Source organism: Fibrella aestuarina BUZ 2, from assembly GCF_000331105.1.
GTDB lineage: Bacteria > Bacteroidota > Bacteroidia > Cytophagales > Spirosomataceae > Fibrella > Fibrella aestuarina.
In genome coordinates this window covers 2,043,698-2,063,268 of sequence record NC_020054.1, presented here as the reverse complement: position 1 = coordinate 2,063,268, position 19,571 = coordinate 2,043,698, and the positions used below count along the sequence as shown (strand labels likewise).

15 protein-coding genes and 2 rRNA genes (1 of these 17 cut by a window edge) are annotated in these 19,571 nt (G+C 54.7%); 8 read left to right on the top strand and 9 right to left on the bottom strand.

The window, feature by feature from the left end:
* Positions 1–75: 75 nt before the first annotated feature.
* Positions 76–3,075 carry a two-component regulator propeller domain-containing protein gene (locus FAES_RS08330; protein ID WP_015330764.1) on the bottom strand — a complete coding sequence of 1,000 codons (3,000 nt, stop codon included), beginning with the start codon at positions 3,073–3,075 and terminating at the stop codon, positions 76–78.
* A 229-nt stretch (positions 3,076–3,304) separates the two neighbouring features.
* Between FAES_RS08330 and FAES_RS08325 the strand changes: the two genes are divergently transcribed.
* Complete coding sequence (locus tag FAES_RS08325) at positions 3,305–3,745, top strand: DUF3592 domain-containing protein (RefSeq protein ID WP_015330763.1); 441 nt, start codon at positions 3,305–3,307, stop codon at positions 3,743–3,745.
* An 82-nt stretch (positions 3,746–3,827) separates the two neighbouring features.
* Here the strand turns inward: FAES_RS08325 and FAES_RS08320 are convergent, their stop codons facing one another.
* Together FAES_RS08320 and FAES_RS08315 are read right to left on the bottom strand one after the other, a co-directional pair.
* On the bottom strand, positions 3,828–4,850 hold the full coding sequence (locus FAES_RS08320; protein WP_015330762.1) for a YqhG/Tai3 family protein: 1,023 nt from the start codon (positions 4,848–4,850) through the stop codon (positions 3,828–3,830).
* Between the two features lie 56 nt (positions 4,851–4,906).
* Positions 4,907–5,986: a hypothetical protein gene (locus FAES_RS08315; protein ID WP_015330761.1), complete on the bottom strand. Its 1,080-nt coding sequence runs from the start codon at positions 5,984–5,986 to the stop codon at positions 4,907–4,909.
* Between the two features lie 326 nt (positions 5,987–6,312).
* On the opposite strand from FAES_RS08315, the gene FAES_RS08310 reads away from it, so the two are divergent.
* The gene (locus tag FAES_RS08310) at positions 6,313–6,687 is read left to right on the top strand and encodes a hypothetical protein (RefSeq protein ID WP_015330760.1); all 375 of its coding nucleotides are present in this window, start codon (positions 6,313–6,315) and stop codon (positions 6,685–6,687) included.
* Positions 6,688–6,704: 17 nt separating this feature from the next.
* Here the strand turns inward: FAES_RS08310 and FAES_RS08305 are convergent, their stop codons facing one another.
* Positions 6,705–7,478 carry a LytR/AlgR family response regulator transcription factor gene (locus FAES_RS08305; protein WP_015330759.1) on the bottom strand — a complete coding sequence of 258 codons (774 nt, stop codon included), beginning with the start codon at positions 7,476–7,478 and terminating at the stop codon, positions 6,705–6,707.
* A 264-nt stretch (positions 7,479–7,742) separates the two neighbouring features.
* Between FAES_RS08305 and FAES_RS08300 the strand changes: the two genes are divergently transcribed.
* Both FAES_RS08300 and FAES_RS08295 read left to right on the top strand, forming a co-directional pair.
* The gene (locus tag FAES_RS08300; RefSeq protein ID WP_015330758.1) at positions 7,743–8,177 is read left to right on the top strand and encodes a globin domain-containing protein; all 435 of its coding nucleotides are present in this window, start codon (positions 7,743–7,745) and stop codon (positions 8,175–8,177) included.
* A gap of 446 nt (positions 8,178–8,623) precedes the next feature.
* The gene (locus FAES_RS08295; protein WP_015330757.1) at positions 8,624–8,905 is read left to right on the top strand and encodes a DUF427 domain-containing protein; all 282 of its coding nucleotides are present in this window, start codon (positions 8,624–8,626) and stop codon (positions 8,903–8,905) included.
* 86 nt (positions 8,906–8,991) lie between these two features.
* Here the strand turns inward: FAES_RS08295 and FAES_RS08290 are convergent, their stop codons facing one another.
* On the bottom strand, positions 8,992–10,233 hold the full coding sequence (locus FAES_RS08290) for an MFS transporter (protein WP_015330756.1): 1,242 nt from the start codon (positions 10,231–10,233) through the stop codon (positions 8,992–8,994).
* Positions 10,234–10,567: 334 nt separating this feature from the next.
* Between FAES_RS08290 and FAES_RS08285 the strand changes: the two genes are divergently transcribed.
* From FAES_RS08285 to FAES_RS08275, 4 genes are all read left to right on the top strand, one after another.
* A complete protein-coding gene (locus FAES_RS08285) occupies positions 10,568–11,707 on the top strand; it encodes a Gfo/Idh/MocA family protein (protein ID WP_041257666.1) in 1,140 nt (379 codons plus the stop codon).
* Positions 11,708–11,798: 91 nt separating this feature from the next.
* On the top strand, positions 11,799–12,944 hold the full coding sequence (locus tag FAES_RS08280; RefSeq protein ID WP_015330754.1) for a Gfo/Idh/MocA family protein: 1,146 nt from the start codon (positions 11,799–11,801) through the stop codon (positions 12,942–12,944).
* A 47-nt stretch (positions 12,945–12,991) separates the two neighbouring features.
* On the top strand, positions 12,992–13,420 hold the full coding sequence (locus FAES_RS29520; RefSeq protein ID WP_083891521.1) for a four helix bundle protein: 429 nt from the start codon (positions 12,992–12,994) through the stop codon (positions 13,418–13,420).
* A gap of 121 nt (positions 13,421–13,541) precedes the next feature.
* Complete coding sequence (locus FAES_RS08275; protein WP_015330752.1) at positions 13,542–14,594, top strand: sugar phosphate isomerase/epimerase family protein; 1,053 nt, start codon at positions 13,542–13,544, stop codon at positions 14,592–14,594.
* Positions 14,595–14,677: 83 nt separating this feature from the next.
* Here FAES_RS08275 and FAES_RS08270 read toward each other — a convergent pair whose 3' ends face one another.
* The 4 genes from FAES_RS08270 to FAES_RS08255 form a co-directional block, all read right to left on the bottom strand.
* The gene (locus tag FAES_RS08270) at positions 14,678–16,828 is read right to left on the bottom strand and encodes a xanthine dehydrogenase family protein molybdopterin-binding subunit (RefSeq protein ID WP_015330751.1); all 2,151 of its coding nucleotides are present in this window, start codon (positions 16,826–16,828) and stop codon (positions 14,678–14,680) included.
* A gap of 2 nt (positions 16,829–16,830) precedes the next feature.
* Positions 16,831–17,295, bottom strand: coding sequence for a (2Fe-2S)-binding protein (locus FAES_RS08265; protein ID WP_015330750.1), 465 nt, complete (start codon positions 17,293–17,295; stop codon positions 16,831–16,833).
* A gap of 131 nt (positions 17,296–17,426) precedes the next feature.
* Positions 17,427–17,537: ribosomal RNA gene (gene rrf, locus FAES_RS08260) — 5S ribosomal RNA — on the bottom strand.
* Between the two features lie 132 nt (positions 17,538–17,669).
* Positions 17,670–19,571, bottom strand: a 23S ribosomal RNA gene (locus tag FAES_RS08255); it runs 952 nt beyond the window's last position.

Below are 19,571 nucleotides of genomic sequence, written 5' to 3'. Positions count from 1 at the left end.
GAGTGGCCGTCAACCGGCGCTGAGCCGTTATCGGCGCCAGTTAGTCGCGCTCAGGTACGTTCTGAGTGCATCGGTTTACGGCTGGATCAGGGGCACTTTGACGATAAATTCGCTGTCGGTCTCGATCACGTCAACCGCCCGGCGACTCAGGTAGTGGTACATGGATTTCATGCTGGCCAGCCCCTGCTTGTTGGAGGTCTCCACGAAGCCTTTCTTTTGCAGGTGATTGGCCACACAGAGGTAGTCCTCATCGGGGTAGATGCGAATGACCAACGGGTTGTCTTCATCGATACTGTTGTGCTTGATGGCATTTTCGAGCAGGTTTTGCAGCGTCACGGGTACAATCAGTTGCGTCAGGTACGTGTCGGGTACGGCGATGGTGATGCGCAGCCCCAACCCAAAACGCGCTGTTTGCAGGTCGATGTACGGCTGCACGAAAGCCAGTTCGTCGCGCAGGGGCACGAGTTCTTTGTCTTTGTTCTGCAGGATATACCGGTAGATCGCCGACAGCTTGCGCAAAAACTGAGAGGCCTCCCGCGGGCTTGTCAGGATGAGGCTGTTGAGCGACGTAAGGCTGTTGAACAGAAAGTGCGGATTGAGGTGGTTGATCAGGTTCTGGTATTGCAGCTCGGTCTTGTCGCGTTCGAGCCGGGTCGATTGCAATTGCAGGTTGTGAATTCGCTGACGCTGGGCTATTCGGAACCGGACAAAATCAACAACGAGCAGACCTACCAAACACAGGATCAGTCCCTTAAACCAGCTGGTTTTATAAAAGAGCGTGCCGATAGTCAGCGTGATTGTCTTTTCAGGCACGGCCCAATTGCCCGGCGATGCGCTCACTTTATAGTGAAACGTGTAGGTTCCACCGTCCAGGTTGGTATACGTTGCCTTGGGGTACTGGCTGTACACCCAATCCGGATCAACGCCTTCCAGCTTGTAGGCATATTGGGTTTGGGTAGGGTTAATGAAGTTGATGGCCTCGAGGGTAATGGTCAGGAAGTTCTCGTCAGGTTTGAGGTCTAGCTCGGTGTTGGACCGCCTGGGCAGTTTGTAGCTTTTGTTGAGCGCTTCGACGGTCGAGGCAAAGAAGTCGTACCGGCTCGGGCTGGGTACGTACCGCATCGGGTCGAAGCGCACGAAGCCCCGCAGCGTCGGCAGCATCATCCAGCCGTCTTTGGTCGTGTAGCCCGAATGTTCGGTAAAGGCAGCGCTTTGCATCCCGCTGTTTTCATCGAAAAGAGCGGCGGTTTTTCGCGGCTCATCCACCACATACAACCCATTGCCGGTACCTACCCAGAGCCGGTTTTTTGCGTCGACGGCCAGGGGACCGGTAAACGTCGATTTAAAAAACGACTGGTCGGTAAGCCAGGTGTACGTGTTCTGCCGCAGATCGATACCCGTTACGCCATTGAATGTACTGACCCAGATAACCCCTTTTTTATCTTCCTTGATATCGACAATCGTGTTGCCACAAATTGTTGCTTTCGTCGTACTCGTATTGAACCAGTAGCGCGTTATGCCCCGGCGTTCATCGAGCATAACCAAGCCATTCCCGTTATGACCGATCCAGAGGCGACGCTGGCTATCTTCAAAGACAATTCGGGCACCTAGGCCACTGTATTTTTTCAATAGAGGGTGCGTTGTCAGGCTGTAAAAGCGATGGGTTTTTAACGAGAAATAATACAGCCCATCCGCATCTTTCGTACCGAACCAGATACGGCCCTGGCTGTCTGCGTTGGCGCAATAATAAAAGGCGTTTGGAATGGAATCGGCCGCGGTGTAAAACCTGAACTTTGTTGCCCCACGGCTATAGCTGTTGATACCCTTGCCGGTAGCCAGCCAGATGGTGCCTTCGCGGTCTTCGGCAATACCACGAACTGAGTTGAAATAAATTACGGGCTCTTTACCCGTCTCGTTTTTCCAGACCACCGTTTGCTCTGAGTCAGGGTTATAGCGCACCACTCCGTCACCCGACGTAAACCACCAACGGCCGTCACGATCTTCGAGCATTGCCCGGGCAAAGGGCGAGGGGCCTTCGAATGGTTTTGGCAGCACGGTCGTAAACAAACCGTCGGCGGCCTGAAAATAAATGACTCCATCGGCGCACCCGATAAACAAATTCGCGTCGTTGCTCAGGTAAATGTTGCGCAGGTTTCGCCACCCATTTTTTAGCGATTCTGTTTTTGCATTGAAGAAGTAGTCTACGGCATGCGTCGATGCGTTGATTTTCATCAGACCACCCAACAGCGACGTCACCCAGATTGTATTCGTTTTGTCACAGACGAAATCGTTGTAGGCAGTTTCACGAACGGCCGCCCGGGGCAACTTCGGGTCTCGAAAAATGGCAAATTGCTTTGCTGCCGGATCATACGTAGCCAGTTGAAACCGGGCAAAATCGCTGAGCCATAAGTTACCAGTCTGATCAACTAAAATTCGATTGGCTTTGAAGTCACCGACGTTCCCGAAGGGGGTAAATAGCCATTTGTCGGTGTCAATCGCGTAGGTAACGTAGCCGTTCACCGAACCGATAAACAAATGCCCATTCCGCAGTTGCAGGGAGTGGGCGGGGTGCTTTGTCAACAGCGCGTTTATTTGGCTCAGGTTACGAGTCTGGCCCGTTTGGGTATCGTACCGGATCACCCCAAGGCTAGTCAGTAGGTAGAGCGTGTGCTGCCGGGCCGGCACAATCTGCTGGATGTATAGGCCTTTCAACGCCGGATGGTGGATAAACTTATTGGTGTCATGGTCGAACTCGTACAACCCCAGATCGTAACCCAGCCAAAGCCGCCCGTCCGCATCGTTGGCTATGCTCCAGGCATTATCGACAGGGGCCGAGGTACTGTCGCCAACAATGTGGCTGAATCGTTCGATCGAATGCCCGTTGTAGCGATGCAGTGCGCCCAGGGTGGCAAACCACATGTAGCCGTATTTGTCCTGGCACATGGCCATGATGGAGCCGTCGTTTAGTCCGTCGGCGACCGAAATATGGCGAAAGTTCAACGTCGTTTTCTGCGCCGGGCAGGTCACGTTCATGAACAGCGACAGAGCGCAGATAAGCAGGCACTTAGGCGTCATAGCAAGGTGAGTTCTGGGCTTCGCGGCACCATATTAGCAGGTTGCGGCGTCAATGTCCAGCCTGTGGACCGGCTACGATTTGGCCCGGCCCGGCACTGGTGGTAGTCGACACGATTCAGACGGCTTTATGCGTCGTTCATCGGGTGTTCAGGCGCATTAAATCAAGTATAGTTGACGATGACATCGGTGCCCGTATAGGTTTGTGCTATCCTTCCTCTCGGCATTGATTATGGCTACTGGCGACAAACTCTGGCTGCTTTTTTTAGGCGTATTTGCGTTGATCGGGATCGTATGCACCGGCATCGCCTATTCGCTCTGGAGCAAAACGAGGTATATGAAAACCCACGGCATCGAAACGCGCGGCGTCGTGATTGCCCATCATAAAAAACGGCAGATTACGCCCAGCACGGCGCAGGCGGTCGTTGTGCAATACACCGACCAGCACAACCAGTCACAGATCTATTACTCGACCACCTACACAACCCCGCCCATGTTTCAGATTGGGGAGGTCATTAAGCTGTGGTACATGAGCGACAGGCCCAACGAGTTGCTGATGGAAGGAAAAGACGAATGGCTGCTGCCACTGATTCTGGGCGGTTTCGGGCTGGTATTCAGCCTGATCGGGGTGCCGGGCCTTATTCGGTCGCTGCTGGGTACGTTGGCGCACTGATTGGGATGGTAGCAGCGTCTACCTTACATTGTTGAGCCTGTCCAACACCGTTTTCCCCTGTTTCGCAGCCGTTGTACGCACCTTATCGGTTGATGCGCTCGAAGATGAGTTGCCTGTTGAGTGCGTATTTCGTCACGTTTACCGACTTCGTACCGTCGATATCCGTGGTTGTTCTGATGGCGACTTCCTGCCCAGCTACTGTCGTTTCGATCGTCTTCAAATACTCGACCAGATCATCGTAATAAACCGGCACCCAGAACACAAGCCGCGGGCTGGCATCATACTGTACCAGCCATGCTTCGCGCTCGTTTTCGCTGTCTCTGGCCACAACAACGAGCCTACCCCGCCCGGTTGCGAATAAGGTATCCAGCACCCGCAGGCGGGTTCCAGGTACGTTCAGCAGGTCATCGGCAATAAGCGCATCGAGCCCCATCCGCCTGGCATCAGCGGGTGACATGGGCTGGTGGCTGGCTATCCGGCCGTCGATGTAGGCTTCGTTGATGGTTACCCTTTTCAGGTCAATTGCCTTATCGCTCAGGCCCATATCGCACTCAATATTGGCGATCAGCCACTTACCTTCTTCCTTCTTGAGTTCGACTGTTCGCTCCATGGGGCTACCATAGGCTTGCCCAACGAGCGTGGCAGTGACCCGATCCGGGCCATTGGGCCGGATTCTGACGGGCGATTTTAGCCAGAAGTCCGGTTCCCACTCCTGCGCGCAGAAGTACCTGTCAGCATCCAGACAGGAAGGCACATCGTCGATTGGCTCGTGCTGCCACCACTGGCTGCATTGCCTGTAAAACGCCACTTCGTTTGCGATAAACTCACGGCTAACAAAGTTGCTGGCGGCGAAACGGGCCAAGTAGCGCTCCAGTTTCTCCTGGTTAAGGGTCAGGTGCGGGCCGTTGTCGTCGGTGAAATCTATCTGGTTGGCCGCCTTTTGGGAGAAGGCCGTATACCATTTGTAGAAGCCATGTACCACATCGGCGACAGCGGCCGAATCCGACACGACGATGGCGCGTTGCGCAGCCTGTTCCGGTTGGGATTGCTGCTGGCAGGCAAGCAGTAAGCCTGCCACTACCAGCGTAGTAAAGAGATGGTACATATAAGACGGGAGAGAAAGAAAAAGTCAAGCGGCTCGGTTGCGGCGGCCCGTCGCGATCATCGCTTTCGGTGGTTAGCCAGCCACTGATCAACGACGGGGGTGATGTCGAAGCGCACGTCTTTGAACCGGTCGGGCGGGGTTGTGTTGAGCGCCGCTCTGAGCGTTTGAACGGCCGGATAGAAATCAACGCCCCGGTTCATAAACTGCTCATCGATGGCTCTGAGCGCCCGCTCGATCCCGTACGAATCGAAGCTCCAGTGTTGCAGGTTGTTGCTGCCGTTAATGTCGTTCCGCACCGTTTCAGCCAGCCAAAGCAAGCTCTGATTCAATGGGCGGGCAAACTGCTCGGGGTGCGTGACGGCATTACCATCCAGAAAGTAATAGGCCTGTTTGTAATAGTCTTTATTCGTCAGCACCGCCAGCAGGTCGCTTTCCCAGGCAGGACGCGCCTTGATCTTGGCCAATGCCGCTGCGCGTACGTCGTCAGCCTGAAAGCGGTTCGTATAGCTCAGCAGCGTATAAATCGGATCCTGCACCTGTTGCGCGGCGATCGTGTTCAGATCGTCCTGATGCCATCGGGCTTCATCGGCTGTTCGGGTAGCGATCTCGGCTTCTGCCCGCTGCGCCGATTCCCGAAAATAGCCCGTGAGTAAACCCGCCGTGAAGACGGCGCCGATCAGCATGCTGGTGAAGAACGGCAGTCTGTACAGCCCCGTAGGCTGCCCGGTTGCGCCGAGAGACAGAAAACAGGGCAGCAGCCACAACAGCGGAACCCACAGTTGCCCATGATGCACCCCCAGCCAATGCAAAAACTGCGGGTAAAGGGTATCGGAAGGCCATTCCCACTTGAAAGTCGCGCAGAAGAAAGTGGTGAGCGCCACCACAAACCAGGTTGCAAAAACAAGCGGTGTGCGCAGACCGGTTTCGGTAGTGACCCACTGGAAGCCGCCTTTCGAGTTGATCGCGATGGTTAACACCAGGCTGCTGATGGCAAAGCCGACGCCCAGAAAGAAGAAGCCCAACCCGTAGCCCATTGCGTTTTCGCCCGCCAGGTTAGGTTTAGAGGCCGTCAGCATGCCCAGACCCAAATAGAATACCGTCGTGATAACGACGAAAACGTAGCCCAGCACTGACATAGTTTTATGGGGTTAGTAACTGGTGGATGTGGCGCTGGATTAACTGATCTGGCAAACCATAGCCTGCTGTTAGACAAGCTATTGATCCGCCTAAAGACCTCGCCAGCCGCTGGCAAAAAAGGCTACGCTAAGCAAGTAGCACAAAAAAACGACTACCACTGACGCAGGAATGCCTTTGAACCGAATCAGGTACGTTATGAGCCGTGTTGGCGAGTGAGCTTTGCGCTACGGTTCATCAAGCATTGCGCGTCATCCGTTCGGTATCCACGGCCAGCCAGCCGGTTATAGTTGCAGCTAATCGGCCGCGATCTGTACATTCATCGATTATGTCGTGGCAGGATCAATACGAACAGGCAGCGCAACGGGAGCGCACTGGGTTTGACGAACTCCCCGTCGACACGTTGCTCAGGTACGTTGAGGCAGGTCAATACGGCGATTATTATGGCTTATGGCACTCAGTGGCACAACGGGCTACCCTCCAGCAGGCAGGTTGGGTATTGTTTCGGGTATTGCAGCGCGAGGAACTGGCCTTTCTGGTGCGCTGTACGTGTGCCGAAGCCCTGTTGCGCCTGCTAGGCCGCACCGACGAGCTGGCCCTGTTGAATGAGGCTGTGAACCTCAGCAGCGGTACAATGGCTATGCACGAACCCTACCGACTTGCCTTGCAACACGAACTGGCCAACCGGCTCAATACGCACTGAAACGGGCTAGCAGTCATCTATTTTTCGAGCCACTTTTTGAAGGCTGGCGCTTTATCGCGGCTGATGTCAACGTCAAAACCATGGTTGGGCAATTTCAGCTTTACGTTCAGCTTTAGATTGCCCATGCCTCTCACCTGCTGTATGGCGTTGATGTTGATGAGGCAATGCCGGTTGGCCCGGTAAAAACACGCCGGATCGAGTAGTTGCTCAATCTCGTCGAGCGTATCATAATCCACGATAAAGCGTTCCCCCGCATTCGTCACCATGAAATTGAGCTGATCGCGGGTGAAGTAGGCAATCTGAGCTACGTTTACGGGCACCCAACTATTTCGGGCATTGCCCAGAAAATGCACCTTGTATGTCGAGCGCGTCCCGGTAGGGCCGTTCAGGGATTCGATCAGTTTCTTGACATCGAACGTACTGACCGATCGACTCTTCATCACCGTTTTTGCCCGCGCAATCGCCCGTTGCAATTCGGTCCAATCCACAGGCTTCAGCAGGTAATCGATGCCGTTGACTTTGAAGGCCTGAATAGCGTATTCGTTGTAGGCGGTGGTAAAAATAACCGGACATGACAGGGCAAACTGATCGAAGATCCGGAAGCTGACCCCATCGGAAAGCTGAATATCGGCGAAGATCAGATCGGGTTCGGCATGCTCGGCAAACCAGTTGAGCGCCGTCTTCAGACTGCCAACCGTACCGATAATGGTGATGCCAGGATCGACCTCGGCAATGCTGGCCGCCAACTCGTGGGCAACCAGTTTTTCGTCTTCGATAATGAGCGCATTCATGACAGCTAACGGCCTGATCCCTGAGCGCCTAAATTCCGTAAAATCAACCAGTAAATGCAACGATTTTTACTCAGATCGCTTGCCTTATTGACCGAATGGTCTAGCTGAGCCAATCAGCCGTTATCGCTAGTTTAAAGCAACGGTCGGCCACGGTTAACTAATTGAATATGACGGTTCAACAATCGTAGATAGCGGCTGAAGTAGCTTTTTTTTGCTAGTAGCGACAAGGGGACGTAGTTGGTCGTTCGTTAACGTACTCAACTGATGACAAGCCAACAAATCGACCTGGTGAAACAGACAGGACGACTACTGTGGTCTATCGACCCGGCGCTTATTGGCGACGTGTTCTACAGCCGTCTGGCGCTACAATACCCTCAGGTACGTGCCTTGTTTAAAGGGCCGCTGGATGTGCAATACGGGCAATTTGCCGACATGCTTAACATCATCGTGGCCCGCCTCGACCGCCCGGGCGAAGTAGCCGTTGAGATTGCCGACATGACCCGTTGGCACGAAGCTTACGGGGTGCAGCCAGCCCATTATGCGGCCGTGGGTGAGGTATTGCTCTGGACGCTGGAACAAGGATTGGGTAAACAATGGAACGCCGACGTACGCGATGCCTGGCTAGCCTGTTATCAGGAACTTAGCCAGCAGATGCTGGCGAGGGTTTACGCTGGTGGTTACGCAGCAGAAGGGCACTAAAAAAGCCCACCTCATACCGAGGTGGGCTTTCGGGCAGCGGCGACTTTCCAGCAGGTGGTTTAGTCGCCGATAGATGTGACGATGATCGCAGCTGCCAACAGGGAGACGCTTAGGGCCTGAATGGGAGACAGCAGCGTTACAAGTAGTGAATTCATTGGGTTGTTTGTTTACTGATTCGAGCTATCGACGCAAACAGGGTGTTTAGCTGATCGTCTCGTTGTCGGTTTGACAGGCCAAAGTTGCAGCGGATCGTCGGTGGCGCACAGTAAAGGATAGCCTAAGCGGCTGTAAACGAGGGGGAGCCGTAGCAAAAAGCCGATGAACCGTTGGCACCTGCCTCTTTTTATCGATGCGCCAGCTGGCCTGACCGTGTAGCTTCTGTTTCTCAAACAGTTACGTGCTGACCGTGTTATTCAGTAAAAGCGGAGTCCTAAAACAAGACAAGTATGAAAGCCATCTGGAATGGGCAGACGATTGCCGAAAGTAACGATACGGTGGTCGTTGAGAACAACCACTATTTCCCTGTCGAATCGGTGAAAGCAGACTACCTGACCAACAGCCCCACCCACACCACCTGCCCGTGGAAAGGTGTAGCTTCGTATTACTCACTCAACGTCGATGGTCGGTCGAACCCCGACGCCGCCTGGTACTACCCGGACCCGAAACCAGCCGCCAGCCAGATCAAAGGCCGCATAGCCTTCTGGAAAGGTGTTTCGGTTGTCGACTGATCAGCAACGTACCCGATGCTACCAGCCCATAAAAAGAGGGCCGAGTGTTGACTCGGCCCTCTTTTTATGGATTGACGTTTAGCTGCTTACAGTTGAGGCTGCTCGGCAATCAGGGTTTCGTCAGCGTGGGCCGGTTTGCGATTGCGCATCACAAACCACAGAATACCAAACGCCACAATCAGGACCAGCGGAAAAATGACCATGTGGCCTAGTGTAGCCTGGCCGGTGGCCAAATCAGCCGTTTCGGCGGTCAGGCCCCGCTTGCTGGCTTCCTCATCGAGCCAGCCGCCGATAATGGGCTGGAAGATCGAAGTAGCAAACATGCCCATACCGCCCATGATCGACAGACCGAAGGCGCCCGCTTTCGGGATGTATTCGGCCACAAAACCGAGCATCGTGGGCCAGAAATAACAAACCCCGATGGCAAAGACAATGGCCGACAGATACACCATCCCGCCCGTGGCATTACCCATTAGGTATACGCCAAGCGCCGCCATGATCGATGAACCCCACAGGACACCGGTTGGGTTCAGGCGGTGCACGATCGGACCAGCGAAGAACCGACCTACAGCCATCAATCCCGTCACCAGCGCCAGGATAATCATCGGGTCGGCACCGGCGTTTTTCATGATGGGATCAATCCACTGCTCAGGACCGAACTCCGAAACAGCCGTCAGGGCCATACAAACCAGCATGAACAGGTACAATGGCGACGCCATCGATCTGAGATTTTCTCCCGTCGATGATGCCCCTTCTACTTTGCTGGCCGGGAACTGCTGTCCCAAGAAAAGACCGGCATAAATCACAGCCGGAATCAAGATAGCTCCGATCTGCAACTGCCAGCCGAGCCCGGCCTGTGTCATAAACTTCGAGAGCAGGCTACCAATTACGATGCCGCCAGGAAACCACATGTGGAGCCGGTTGAGCATCTTGGTCGTCTGATTACCACTATACATGTCTGTCACCAGCGGATTACAGGCGGCTTCTACCGTACCATTACCAAAACCCACGAAGAATGTCGAGATCAGCAGGCTCCAGAAACCCGACGCCGTGATGGTCAGCACCAGTCCCAGTACGTGCGTAGCAAACGCCACCCAGGCAATGCGCTTCGGACCAATGACGTTGTAGAGCGGCCCCCCAAAAATCATCGCGATGGGAAAGCCCAGGAACGCCATCTGGTTCACGTAGCCCAGTTCTTTGGCGGTCAGGTTGAACTCCGCCCCTAGTTGAGTCAGAACGCCCGCCCGGATGGCGAACGCCATGGCCGTAGTGATGATAGCAAAGCAGCTCGCGTTGAAAAGTCGGGAGCGGTTAACGGTTAGGTCCATGTGTAACAGAAGGAGTTGATTAGATAAGAGACGTTAGTTGTTGGCTATAACGTATCGGATGGGCCGAGATTCAGAGGTTGTCTGGCTTCCGATGTTCAGAGTCCAAAGCCATTTGAATCCCAATGTTACCCAATTTGCTTCTTTGCGCAATCCAAAATGAGCGAAATAAAAGTAAATCGGCCCAGTTTTCTTATTTCGTTAGGAAGTGGTTGCGTCTTCCGGGAGGTAGCCCATTACTTTGCGTAGAACAAGCATTACTGCCGTTGCGCTTATGACAATTACATCGGAAAACCGGCCTTCTCATTTTCCTTCAACCACACACCGTAAGCTCCGCATGGGGATGGTCGGTGGTAGCCTCGACGCTTTTATTGGTGCCGTTCACCGCCGGGCAGCCGCTCTCGATAATGAGATCGAACTCGTGTGTGGAGCGTTTAGCTCGAACCCCGAAAAATCGCGGCAAACCGGTCACGCCCTGTACCTGCCTCCCAACCGTGTCTATGATACCTTCGAAGACATGATCCGGCAGGAAAAAGAGCTGCCCGAGGGTGAGCGAATGGACTTTGTGACCATCGTGACGCCTAACTACATGCACTTTGCCCCCGCGAAAATGGCCCTCGAAAATGGCTTTCACGTGGTGTGCGATAAACCCATGACGCTCAACCTGGCCGAGGCCAAGGAACTGGCTCAGCTAGTGGAGAAAACCGGCCTGATCTTCTGCCTGACCCACAACTACACCGGCTACCCAATGGTGAAGGAAGCCCGGGCCATGATCAAAGCCGGTAAGCTGGGGCAGATTCGGAAGGTACTGGTCGAATACCCGCAGGGCTGGCTGGCGCAACTCGTCGAAGCGACGGGGCAGAAGCAGGCTAGCTGGCGCACCGACCCTGCCAAGTCGGGCGCGGTGGGTGGCGTTGGCGATATCGGCACCCACGCCGAAAACCTCGTCGAGTACATCACCGGCCTGAAAATCACCGAGCTCTGCGCCGACCTCACCATTTTCGTGGAGGGCCGCCTGCTTGACGACGACGCCAATATGCTGTTGCGATTCGACAACGGGGCCAAAGGCATGCTCACCAACAGCCAGATTGCCAACGGCGAAGAAAACCCGCTCAAGATTAAGGTATATGGAGAGTTTGGCGGCCTGGAGTGGCATCAGATGGAGCCGAATACGCTCATCTACAAGACCAACGAAAATGGCGCCCGCCTTATCCGAACCAACGTGGGTACGTTGTCGCCCGAGGCACAGGCCAACACCCGCCTGCCGGCCGGCCACCCGGAAGCGTTCCTGGAGGCTTTTGCCAACATCTATACCAACTTTGCCCACACGCTCCGCGCGCGCCTCAACGGCACCGAGCCCGACCCTATCCGCCTCGACTTCCCCGGCGTAGCCGACGGCGTTCGCGGCATGGCCTTTATCGACACCGTGGTATCGTCCGACAAATCGGATCAGAAGTGGACGAAGTTCATTTCGTAGCGACCAGTCCCGTTCGGACTCAACGCCGCCGCGGCAAATTTTGCGTCTTCTGGACGTCAGCAATTAGCACGATTAACCAATTTTCTCTCTCATGTCAAAAATCCAAGTGGGCGTCGTCGGCACCGGATTCATCGGTCCTGCTCACATCGAAGCCCTCCGTCGCCTGCCCAATGTTGAGGTTGTTGCCCTCTGCGAAGTCTCGCAGGAACTGGCCGAAACCAAAGCTGCTCAGTTAGGTATCCCCCGCGCCTATACGTTCGACGACTTGCTGAAGCAGGACGACATTCAGGCCATTCACATCTGTACCCCTAATTTCCTGCATTACAGCCAATCAAAGGCAGCGCTGCTGGCGGGCAAGCACGTCATCTGCGAGAAGCCGCTGGCGAAAGACCTGGCCGAAGCCGAAGAGCTGGTTCAACTGGCTGAACAAACGGGGCTCGTCAACGCCGTGCATTTCAACCTGCGCTACTACCCACTAGTGCGGCAGATGAAAGTGATGCGCGAGAAAGGCGAACTGGGCGACGTCTACAGCATTATTGGGTCCTACCTGCAAGACTGGCTCTTCTACGAAACCGACTACAACTGGCGCCTCGAACCCGACAAATCGGGCGATTCGCGGGCCATTGCCGACATTGGTTCGCACCTGATGGATATTCTGGAGCACGTGACGGGTCTGAAAACGACCGCCGTGCTGGCCGATTTCAACACCATCCACAAGACGCGCAAAAAGCCACTGAAGCCCGTTGAAACCTACTCGGGCAAGATGCTGCAACCCGACGATTACGCCGACGTACCCATCAATACCGAAGACCATGCCAACGTATTGTTGCGGTTCGACAACGGCAACCGGGGCGTCATCACTGTGTCGCAGGTATCGGCTGGACGCAAAAACCAACTCAAGATTGAGATTTCGGGCTCGAAGAAAACTCTTGCCTTCAACTCTGAGGCGCCGAATCAGCTTTGGGTGGGTAATCGCGATGGCTACAACCAAACCGTTACCGACGACCCCTCGCTGGTGCACGCCGAGGTACGTTCGGTGATTGGTTTCCCCGGTGGACATAACGAAGGTTTCCCCGATACGTCAAAGCAGCTTTTCAAGGAGGTATACGCCGCCATTGAGGCCGGGAAACAACCCGAAAACCCAACGTACCCAACCTTCGCCGACGGTTACCGCGAACTGCTCATCTGCGAGCGGATCCTGGAAAGCAACAAGGCGCAGAGCTGGGTTGAGGTGTAGAAGCCAAAGAGTGAGAGAGCGAATGAGTGAAAGAGTGGTTCTCAATTATGGATGCTATCAACGACGATTTGCCTGGTGATGATCACGTTGGTGAAGCACCAGCAGATTACGCCAGCTATTCAAAGAGCCAATTTTTGGATGATATCACTCGTCGGCTGAATAACCTTATGCTTCGTTGCTTGAACGTCTGTCGGTCGTTACCTGAAAGCTTTGAAGCTCAACATTTTAGTCGGCAACTCATTCGTGCGTCTTCTTCAGCAGCAGCCAATTTTCGGGCTGTCCGACGAGGCCGAAGTGGAAAAGAATATTTTGCTAAACTTAGTTTAGTTATTGAAGAACTAGACGAGTGTCTTTTCTGGCTGGAAACCCTCATCAATACGCAGCTTGTTTCCCAGTCCAGACTGTCTGATTTGATTGATGAGGGATACCAACTGTTGAAAATTTTATCTAAATCCCGAAAAACAGCGAGCGACTGAACTTAATGAATGAAAGAGCGGAAGCGTGAAAGAGTGGCTGTTTAGCTGGTAAACTTCATGTTTACATGTATACGAAGCCCTTTCACTCTTTCACTCTTTCATTCTTTCGCTCTTTATAAGAATGAAATCACTCAAAGGCCCTGGCATTTTTCTGGCTCAATTCATGGGCGATGCCGAACCCTTCAACAACCTGGATTCGATTGCCCGGTACATGGCTGACTTAGGCTACAAGGGCATTCAGCTCCCCACCTGGGACCCGCGCGTTATCGACCTTAAACAGGCTGCCGACAGCAAAACCTACTGCGATGAGCTAAAAGGTAAACTCGCCGACATTGGCGTTGAAATCACGGAGCTATCAACGCACCTGCAAGGGCAGTTGGTGGCTGTTCACCCAGCCTACGCGCCTATGTTCGATGGCTTTGGCCCGGCCGAACTGGCGGGCAAACCAACGGAACAGCAAGCCTGGGCAGTCGATCAGCTGATGCTGGCGGCCAAAGCCAGTCAGAACCTCGGCCTTACGTCGCACGTAACGTTCTCGGGTGCCTTGCTGTGGCCGTTTATGTATCCCTGGCCCCAACGCCCGGCCGGACTGGTCGAAACGGGTTTTGCCGAACTGGGCAAACGCTGGAAGCCAATTCTGGACGCTTATGAAGAGGCCGGTGTTAACGTCGGTTATGAGTTGCACCCCGGCGAAGATGTGCACGATGGCGTCACGTTTGAGCTATTCCTTGAGGCGGTTGGCAACCACAAGCGGGCGGGCATCAACTACGATCCCAGCCACTTTGTGTTGCAGTGCCTCAATTACCTGGATTTCATCGATATCTACCACGAGCGGATTTATGCCTTCCACGTGAAAGATGCCGAGTTCAACCCAACGGGCCGGCAGGGTGTATATGGTGGTTTCCAGGGCTGGGTAGAACGCGCGGGCCGGTTCCGTTCGCTGGGCGATGGGCAGGTCGACTTTGGCAGCATCTTCAGCAAACTGGCTCAATACGATTACGACGGCTGGGCCGTACTGGAGTGGGAATGCGCGATCAAACACCCCGAGCAGGGAGCCGCGGAAGGCGCGCCCTTCATCGAGAACCACATGATCCGCGTTACGGAGCGGGCCTTCGATGACTTTGCCGGTACAGGTGCCGACGAGGCCTTCAACAAACGCGTGCTAGGCCTCTAAACGCTAGAACCGACTGTTCATAAAAAAGCCCACTCAACGTACCTGAGTGGGCTTTTTCTATAGTTTCAAAGGCAATGGAGCCATTACGAAACCCGCTTGAGGGCATCCTCTTCGACAAAGGGCTGATTACGCAGCCGCTTACCCGTCGCTTTAAAGATAGCGTTCGCAATTGCAGCGCCTGCCGGTGGTAAAGCTGGTTCACCCAGGCCCGTTGGTTCGATGTCGTTTTTCACGAAATGCACTTCAACGTTCGGGATCTCGTTCATCCGAATGAGCCGGTACTCGCCGAAATTCTTTTGCTCAGTGGCACCATCTTTAAAGGTCAACTGCCCATACATGGCGTGGCCGATACCATCGACGATACAACCGGTTACCTGTTGCCGGGCGCCGCTCTGGTTGATAACCACGCCGCAATCAGCCGCCGCATAGACCTTTTGCAGCACGGGTTTTCCTTTTTGAACGACCACCTCGCCCACCTGCGCCACGTAGGAGCGGTGCGAGAAATACACGCTGAAGCCCTGCGCCACGTCTTTCTTTTTGCCCCAGCCTGCCTTTTCAGCCGCCAGTTCAATTACGCCACGCATCCGGTCGATGTCGTATTTGATGGCGCCGGTCGGCTTCTGCTTCGCGCGGTCGAGCAATTCCAGCCTGAACTGCACGGGATCTTTACCCGCCGCCTGCGCGACCTCATCCAGAAACGACTGCTCGGCAAACGCCAGGAAGTTGGTAATGGGTGCCCGCCACGCGCCAGTCGTAATGGGAGATTTGTGCTCAACGCTGTCGATCAGCAGGTTTTCTACCGAACCAGCGGGGAAATTGTCTTCCCGCGTCGGGTTGCCGGCGTTGATACCGACGCCCCGTAGTTTATAGCCAATCAGGTTATTTTGCGCATCCAGCGCCGCTTCGAACCGATACCGAACGGCGGGGCGATAGCTACCACCCGTCATGTCGTCCTCGCGCGTCCAGATCAGCTTCACCGGCGCATTCATCAGTTTCGACACCTGCACGGCTTCAACCACATAATCGGCCTTCAAACGGCGGCCAAATCCCCCACCCATACGGGTAAGTTCTACCGTGACTTTATCCGGGGCGATGCCGAGCAGCTTGGCTGTTTCGTTGCGGGCGAGTTCGGGCGTTTGGGTCGGGCCTACCAGTTCCGCACTCTCAACGCCATTGGCTCCCGAACGCACGTGCGCAAAGAAGTTCATTGGCTCCATCGGGCTGTGCGGCAGAAATGGACACTGATACTCCGCCTTAACCACCTTGGCGGCGTTGGCGAAAGCCGTTTTCACATCGCCATCCTGCCGACGTACCATCGCCGATGAGCTATCGAGTAGCTCGCTCAATATCCGGTTGTGGTCGGCGCTGTTTTCGAGCGTGTCCGTTTTCTCCCATTCCACCTGCAACGCGCTTTTGGCTTTCTGCACCTGCCAGGTTGATTTCCCAACCACGGCCACCCCATTATTGACGAGCATCACGTCTAGGATACCCGGCATTTTTTTCACGGTAGCCGCATTGGTAATAGCCTTAGCTTTATAGCCAAAAGCAGGCCGCTGAAGCATGCCAAACAGCATGCCCTCCCGGTAGAAATCGAGCCCAAACAGCGGCTTTCCGGTCAGGATAGGCGGGTTATCAACATTCTTAACCGTACTCCCAATCAATTTGAAGTCTTTACTATCTTTCAGCTTAACATCCGTCGGGACCGGAATCTGGGCTGCTTCGGCAGCCAATTCGCCGTAGCTTACTTTCCGATTGCTGGCCTGATGCAGTACAAAGCCCTTATCCGTCGTGCAGGTGGTTGCAGGTACGTTCCAGCGCTTAGCCGCCGCCTCAACGAGCATTTGACGCGCCGTCGCCCCCGCTACCCGCAGGCGTTTCCAGGAGTGAGGAATGGAACCGCTACCGCCCGCCACCTGTCGCTCGAACTTTTTCGTATCAAGGGGAGCCTGCTCAACTACCACTTTCGTCCAATCGGCATCGAGCTCTTCGGCTACGATAATCGGGAAGGCGGTTTTGATACCCTGGCCAACCTCCGGATTAGGCGACAGAATCGTGATGATACCCTGTGGGCTTATCGATAAATAACTGTTAAACGTGAGTGCCTGCGCTGGCACCGCCATGCTGACCGCGGCAGCTTCCGACTCGAGCCAGTTGAAGCCCAAGACAAATCCGCCGCCGGCCATAGCGGCCATCTTCATGAAGTTCCGGCGGCTTTCGTTAGTCTGTGTCTGCATGGCTATTTTTTCAGTTTTGTACTGGCCAACTGCACGGCTTCCCGAATCCGGTGGTAGGTACCACAGCGGCAAATATTTCCGCTCATAGCTGAATCGATGTCGGCAGCGGCTGGTTTAGGATTGCGCTTGAGAAATGCAGCGGCGGTCATAATCTGCCCAGCCTGACAATACCCACACTGGGGTACGTCCACCTCGTTCCAAGCTTGTTGCACCGGATGATCTCCTTTCGCCGATAACCCTTCGATGGTGACTACTTTCCCGGCACCGATAGCCGAAACTGGCAACACGCAAGAACGCGTCGCTTCCCCGTTGACGTGTACCGTACAGGCTCCGCACTGGGCAATGCCACAACCGTACTTTGTCCCGACAAGCCCAAGGTGATCGCGCAGTACCCAAAGTAGCGGCGTATCAGCCTCTACATCAGCCTGATGGGTACGTCCATTAATAGTTAGTTTGAAAACTGCCATCCTGTTTGTTGAATTAACTACCTAGCAATCGAAGGTACACAAAAACGGCATGCAATGGATTGCAGATAACAGTAACAGGATATAAATGCAAAAAGCCGTGTTCTTGTGGAACACGGCTCTCGCTGTTTCAGAGGTGGCGACCGCCTACTCTCCCGGATTCGACTCCAGTACCATCGGCAGTGCGGGGCTTAACGGCTCTGTTCGGAATGGGAAAAGGTGTTCACCCGCCCGTCGTTACCAACCTCCTTACTCTTTCGATTCAAACCAGCCTAAGCCAGTTTGATCAGTATCATTTCGTTCGTTCCCAATCGAGAAGAGAATATTTACAACACGTTTCGTTCAGCACGTAGCAAGCAGCTAGCACCTTTATTGTTCAGGACTAACCTTTCAGGCTCATTAGTACGGCTCGGCTCCATGTGTCTCCACACCTCCACCTGCCGCCTATCCACGTGATCGTCTCTCACAGCCTTTATTAACAGATGACTCATCTTGAGGTCGGTTTCGCACTTAGATGCCTTCAGCGCTTATCCGTTCCGCACGTAGCTACTCGGCCGTGCCGCGGGCACGACAACCGATCCGCCAGCGGTGCGTCCAACCCGGTCCTCTCGTACTAAGGTCAGATCCCCGCAATCATCCCACGCCCACCACAGATAGGGACCGAACTGTCTCACGACGTTCTGAACCCAGCTCGCGTGCCACTTTAATCGGCGAACAGCCGAACCCTTGGAACCTTCTCCAGCCCCAGGATGTGACGAGCCGACATCGAGGTGCCAAACCTCCCCGTCGATGTGAGCTCTTGGGGGAGATCAGCCTGTTATCCCCGGCGTACCTTTTATCCTTTGAGCGATGGCCCACCCATGCAGTACCACCGGATCACTATACCCTGCTTTCGCACCAGATCGGCCTGTTTGCCTCACTGTCAAGCTTGCTTCTGCTATTGCACTCCCCGACCGATTACCGTCCGGCCTGAGCAAACCTTGGGAAGCCTCCGTTACCCTTTCGGAGGCGACCACCCCAGTCAAACTACCCACCAAACACTGTCCCCCGATTAGGGGTTAGACCGCCAGTCTGAAAAGGGCGGTATTTCAAGGGTGGCTCCACGATGCCTGGCGACACCGATTCAACGCCTCCCGCCTATCCTACACATGCCAGACCAGCGATCCATGTTAAGCTATAGTAAAGGTGCACGGGGTCTTTCCGTCCCGTGGCGGGTAAGCGGCATCTTCACCGCTACTACAATTTCACCGAGCTCATGGCTGAGACAGTGCCCAGATCGTTACACCATTCGTGCAGGTCGGAACTTACCCGACAAGGAATTTCGCTACCTTAGGACCGTTATAGTTACGGCCGCCGTTTACTGGGGCTTCAGTTCAATGCGTCGGGTTGCCCCTAACATCCCCCCTTAACCTTCCAGCACCGGGCAGGTGTCAGACCCTATGCGTCATCTCTCGATTTGGCAGAGTCCTGTGTTTTTGGTAAACAGTCGCCTGGGCCTTTGCTCTGCAACCTCCCTCTTGCGAGGGTAGGCCCCCCTTCTCCCGAAGTTACAGGGTTATCTTGCCGAGTTCCTTGGCCATGATTCTCTCGTGCGCCTTAGGTTATTCACCCCAACCACCTGTGTCGGTTTGCGGTACGGGTACCCACTGACTGACGCTTCACCACCTTTTCTTGAAACCAACTTCGCCCCCTCGCTTTGGCCGAAGCCGCCGCTGTGACGCCCTATTCCCGCAGGACGTGTGGACTCCATCAATTTGTCAGTGATTGGCATCAGCGGGTAGTACTGGACTATTAACCAGTTGTCCATCTGACCTTCGCTGTCGCTAAGCCATTAGGTCCCGACTAACTCCGGGTTGACTGCCGTCGCCCGGAAACCCTTGGTCTTTCGGCGGACAGGGTTCCCACCTGTCTTCTCGTTACTTATGCCTACATTTGCTCTACGACACCCTCCACCAGGGCTCACGCCCCAACTTCGCCGGTTGTCGTATGCTCTCCTACCATCAGACACTACACGTGTGTAGTATCGATCCACCGCTTCGGTGATGTGCTTGATGCCCGTTTATTATCGATGCCCGCCCCGCTCGACCAGTGAGCTGTTACGCACTCTTTAAAGGAATAGCTGCTTCCAAGCTAACCTCCTGGCTGTCTCGGCAGCCGGACCACCTTTGTTCAACTTAGCACACACTTGGGGACCTTAGCGGATGGTCTGGGTTGTTCCCCTCTCGGAGCAGGACCTTAGCACCCTGCCCCTCACTGCCCTGCACCCTCGCCAGCATTCG

Coding starts and splice junctions, on each gene's coding strand:
- FAES_RS08275 (WP_015330752.1), top strand. CDS start 13,542: ATGAAATCACTCAAAGGCCCTGGCATTTTTCTGGCTCAATTCATGGGC.
- FAES_RS08265 (WP_015330750.1), bottom strand. CDS start 17,295: ATGGCAGTTTTCAAACTAACTATTAATGGACGTACCCATCAGGCTGAT.
- FAES_RS08285 (WP_041257666.1), top strand. CDS start 10,568: ATGGGGATGGTCGGTGGTAGCCTCGACGCTTTTATTGGTGCCGTTCAC.
- FAES_RS08280 (WP_015330754.1), top strand. CDS start 11,799: ATGTCAAAAATCCAAGTGGGCGTCGTCGGCACCGGATTCATCGGTCCT.
- FAES_RS08300 (WP_015330758.1), top strand. CDS start 7,743: ATGACAAGCCAACAAATCGACCTGGTGAAACAGACAGGACGACTACTG.
- FAES_RS08315 (WP_015330761.1), bottom strand. CDS start 5,986: ATGTCAGTGCTGGGCTACGTTTTCGTCGTTATCACGACGGTATTCTAT.
- FAES_RS08295 (WP_015330757.1), top strand. CDS start 8,624: ATGAAAGCCATCTGGAATGGGCAGACGATTGCCGAAAGTAACGATACG.
- FAES_RS29520 (WP_083891521.1), top strand. CDS start 12,992: ATGGATGCTATCAACGACGATTTGCCTGGTGATGATCACGTTGGTGAA.
- FAES_RS08325 (WP_015330763.1), top strand. CDS start 3,305: ATGGCTACTGGCGACAAACTCTGGCTGCTTTTTTTAGGCGTATTTGCG.
- FAES_RS08320 (WP_015330762.1), bottom strand. CDS start 4,850: ATGTACCATCTCTTTACTACGCTGGTAGTGGCAGGCTTACTGCTTGCC.
- FAES_RS08305 (WP_015330759.1), bottom strand. CDS start 7,478: ATGAATGCGCTCATTATCGAAGACGAAAAACTGGTTGCCCACGAGTTG.
- FAES_RS08270 (WP_015330751.1), bottom strand. CDS start 16,828: ATGCAGACACAGACTAACGAAAGCCGCCGGAACTTCATGAAGATGGCC.
- FAES_RS08330 (WP_015330764.1), bottom strand. CDS start 3,075: ATGACGCCTAAGTGCCTGCTTATCTGCGCTCTGTCGCTGTTCATGAAC.
- FAES_RS08310 (WP_015330760.1), top strand. CDS start 6,313: ATGTCGTGGCAGGATCAATACGAACAGGCAGCGCAACGGGAGCGCACT.
- FAES_RS08290 (WP_015330756.1), bottom strand. CDS start 10,233: ATGGACCTAACCGTTAACCGCTCCCGACTTTTCAACGCGAGCTGCTTT.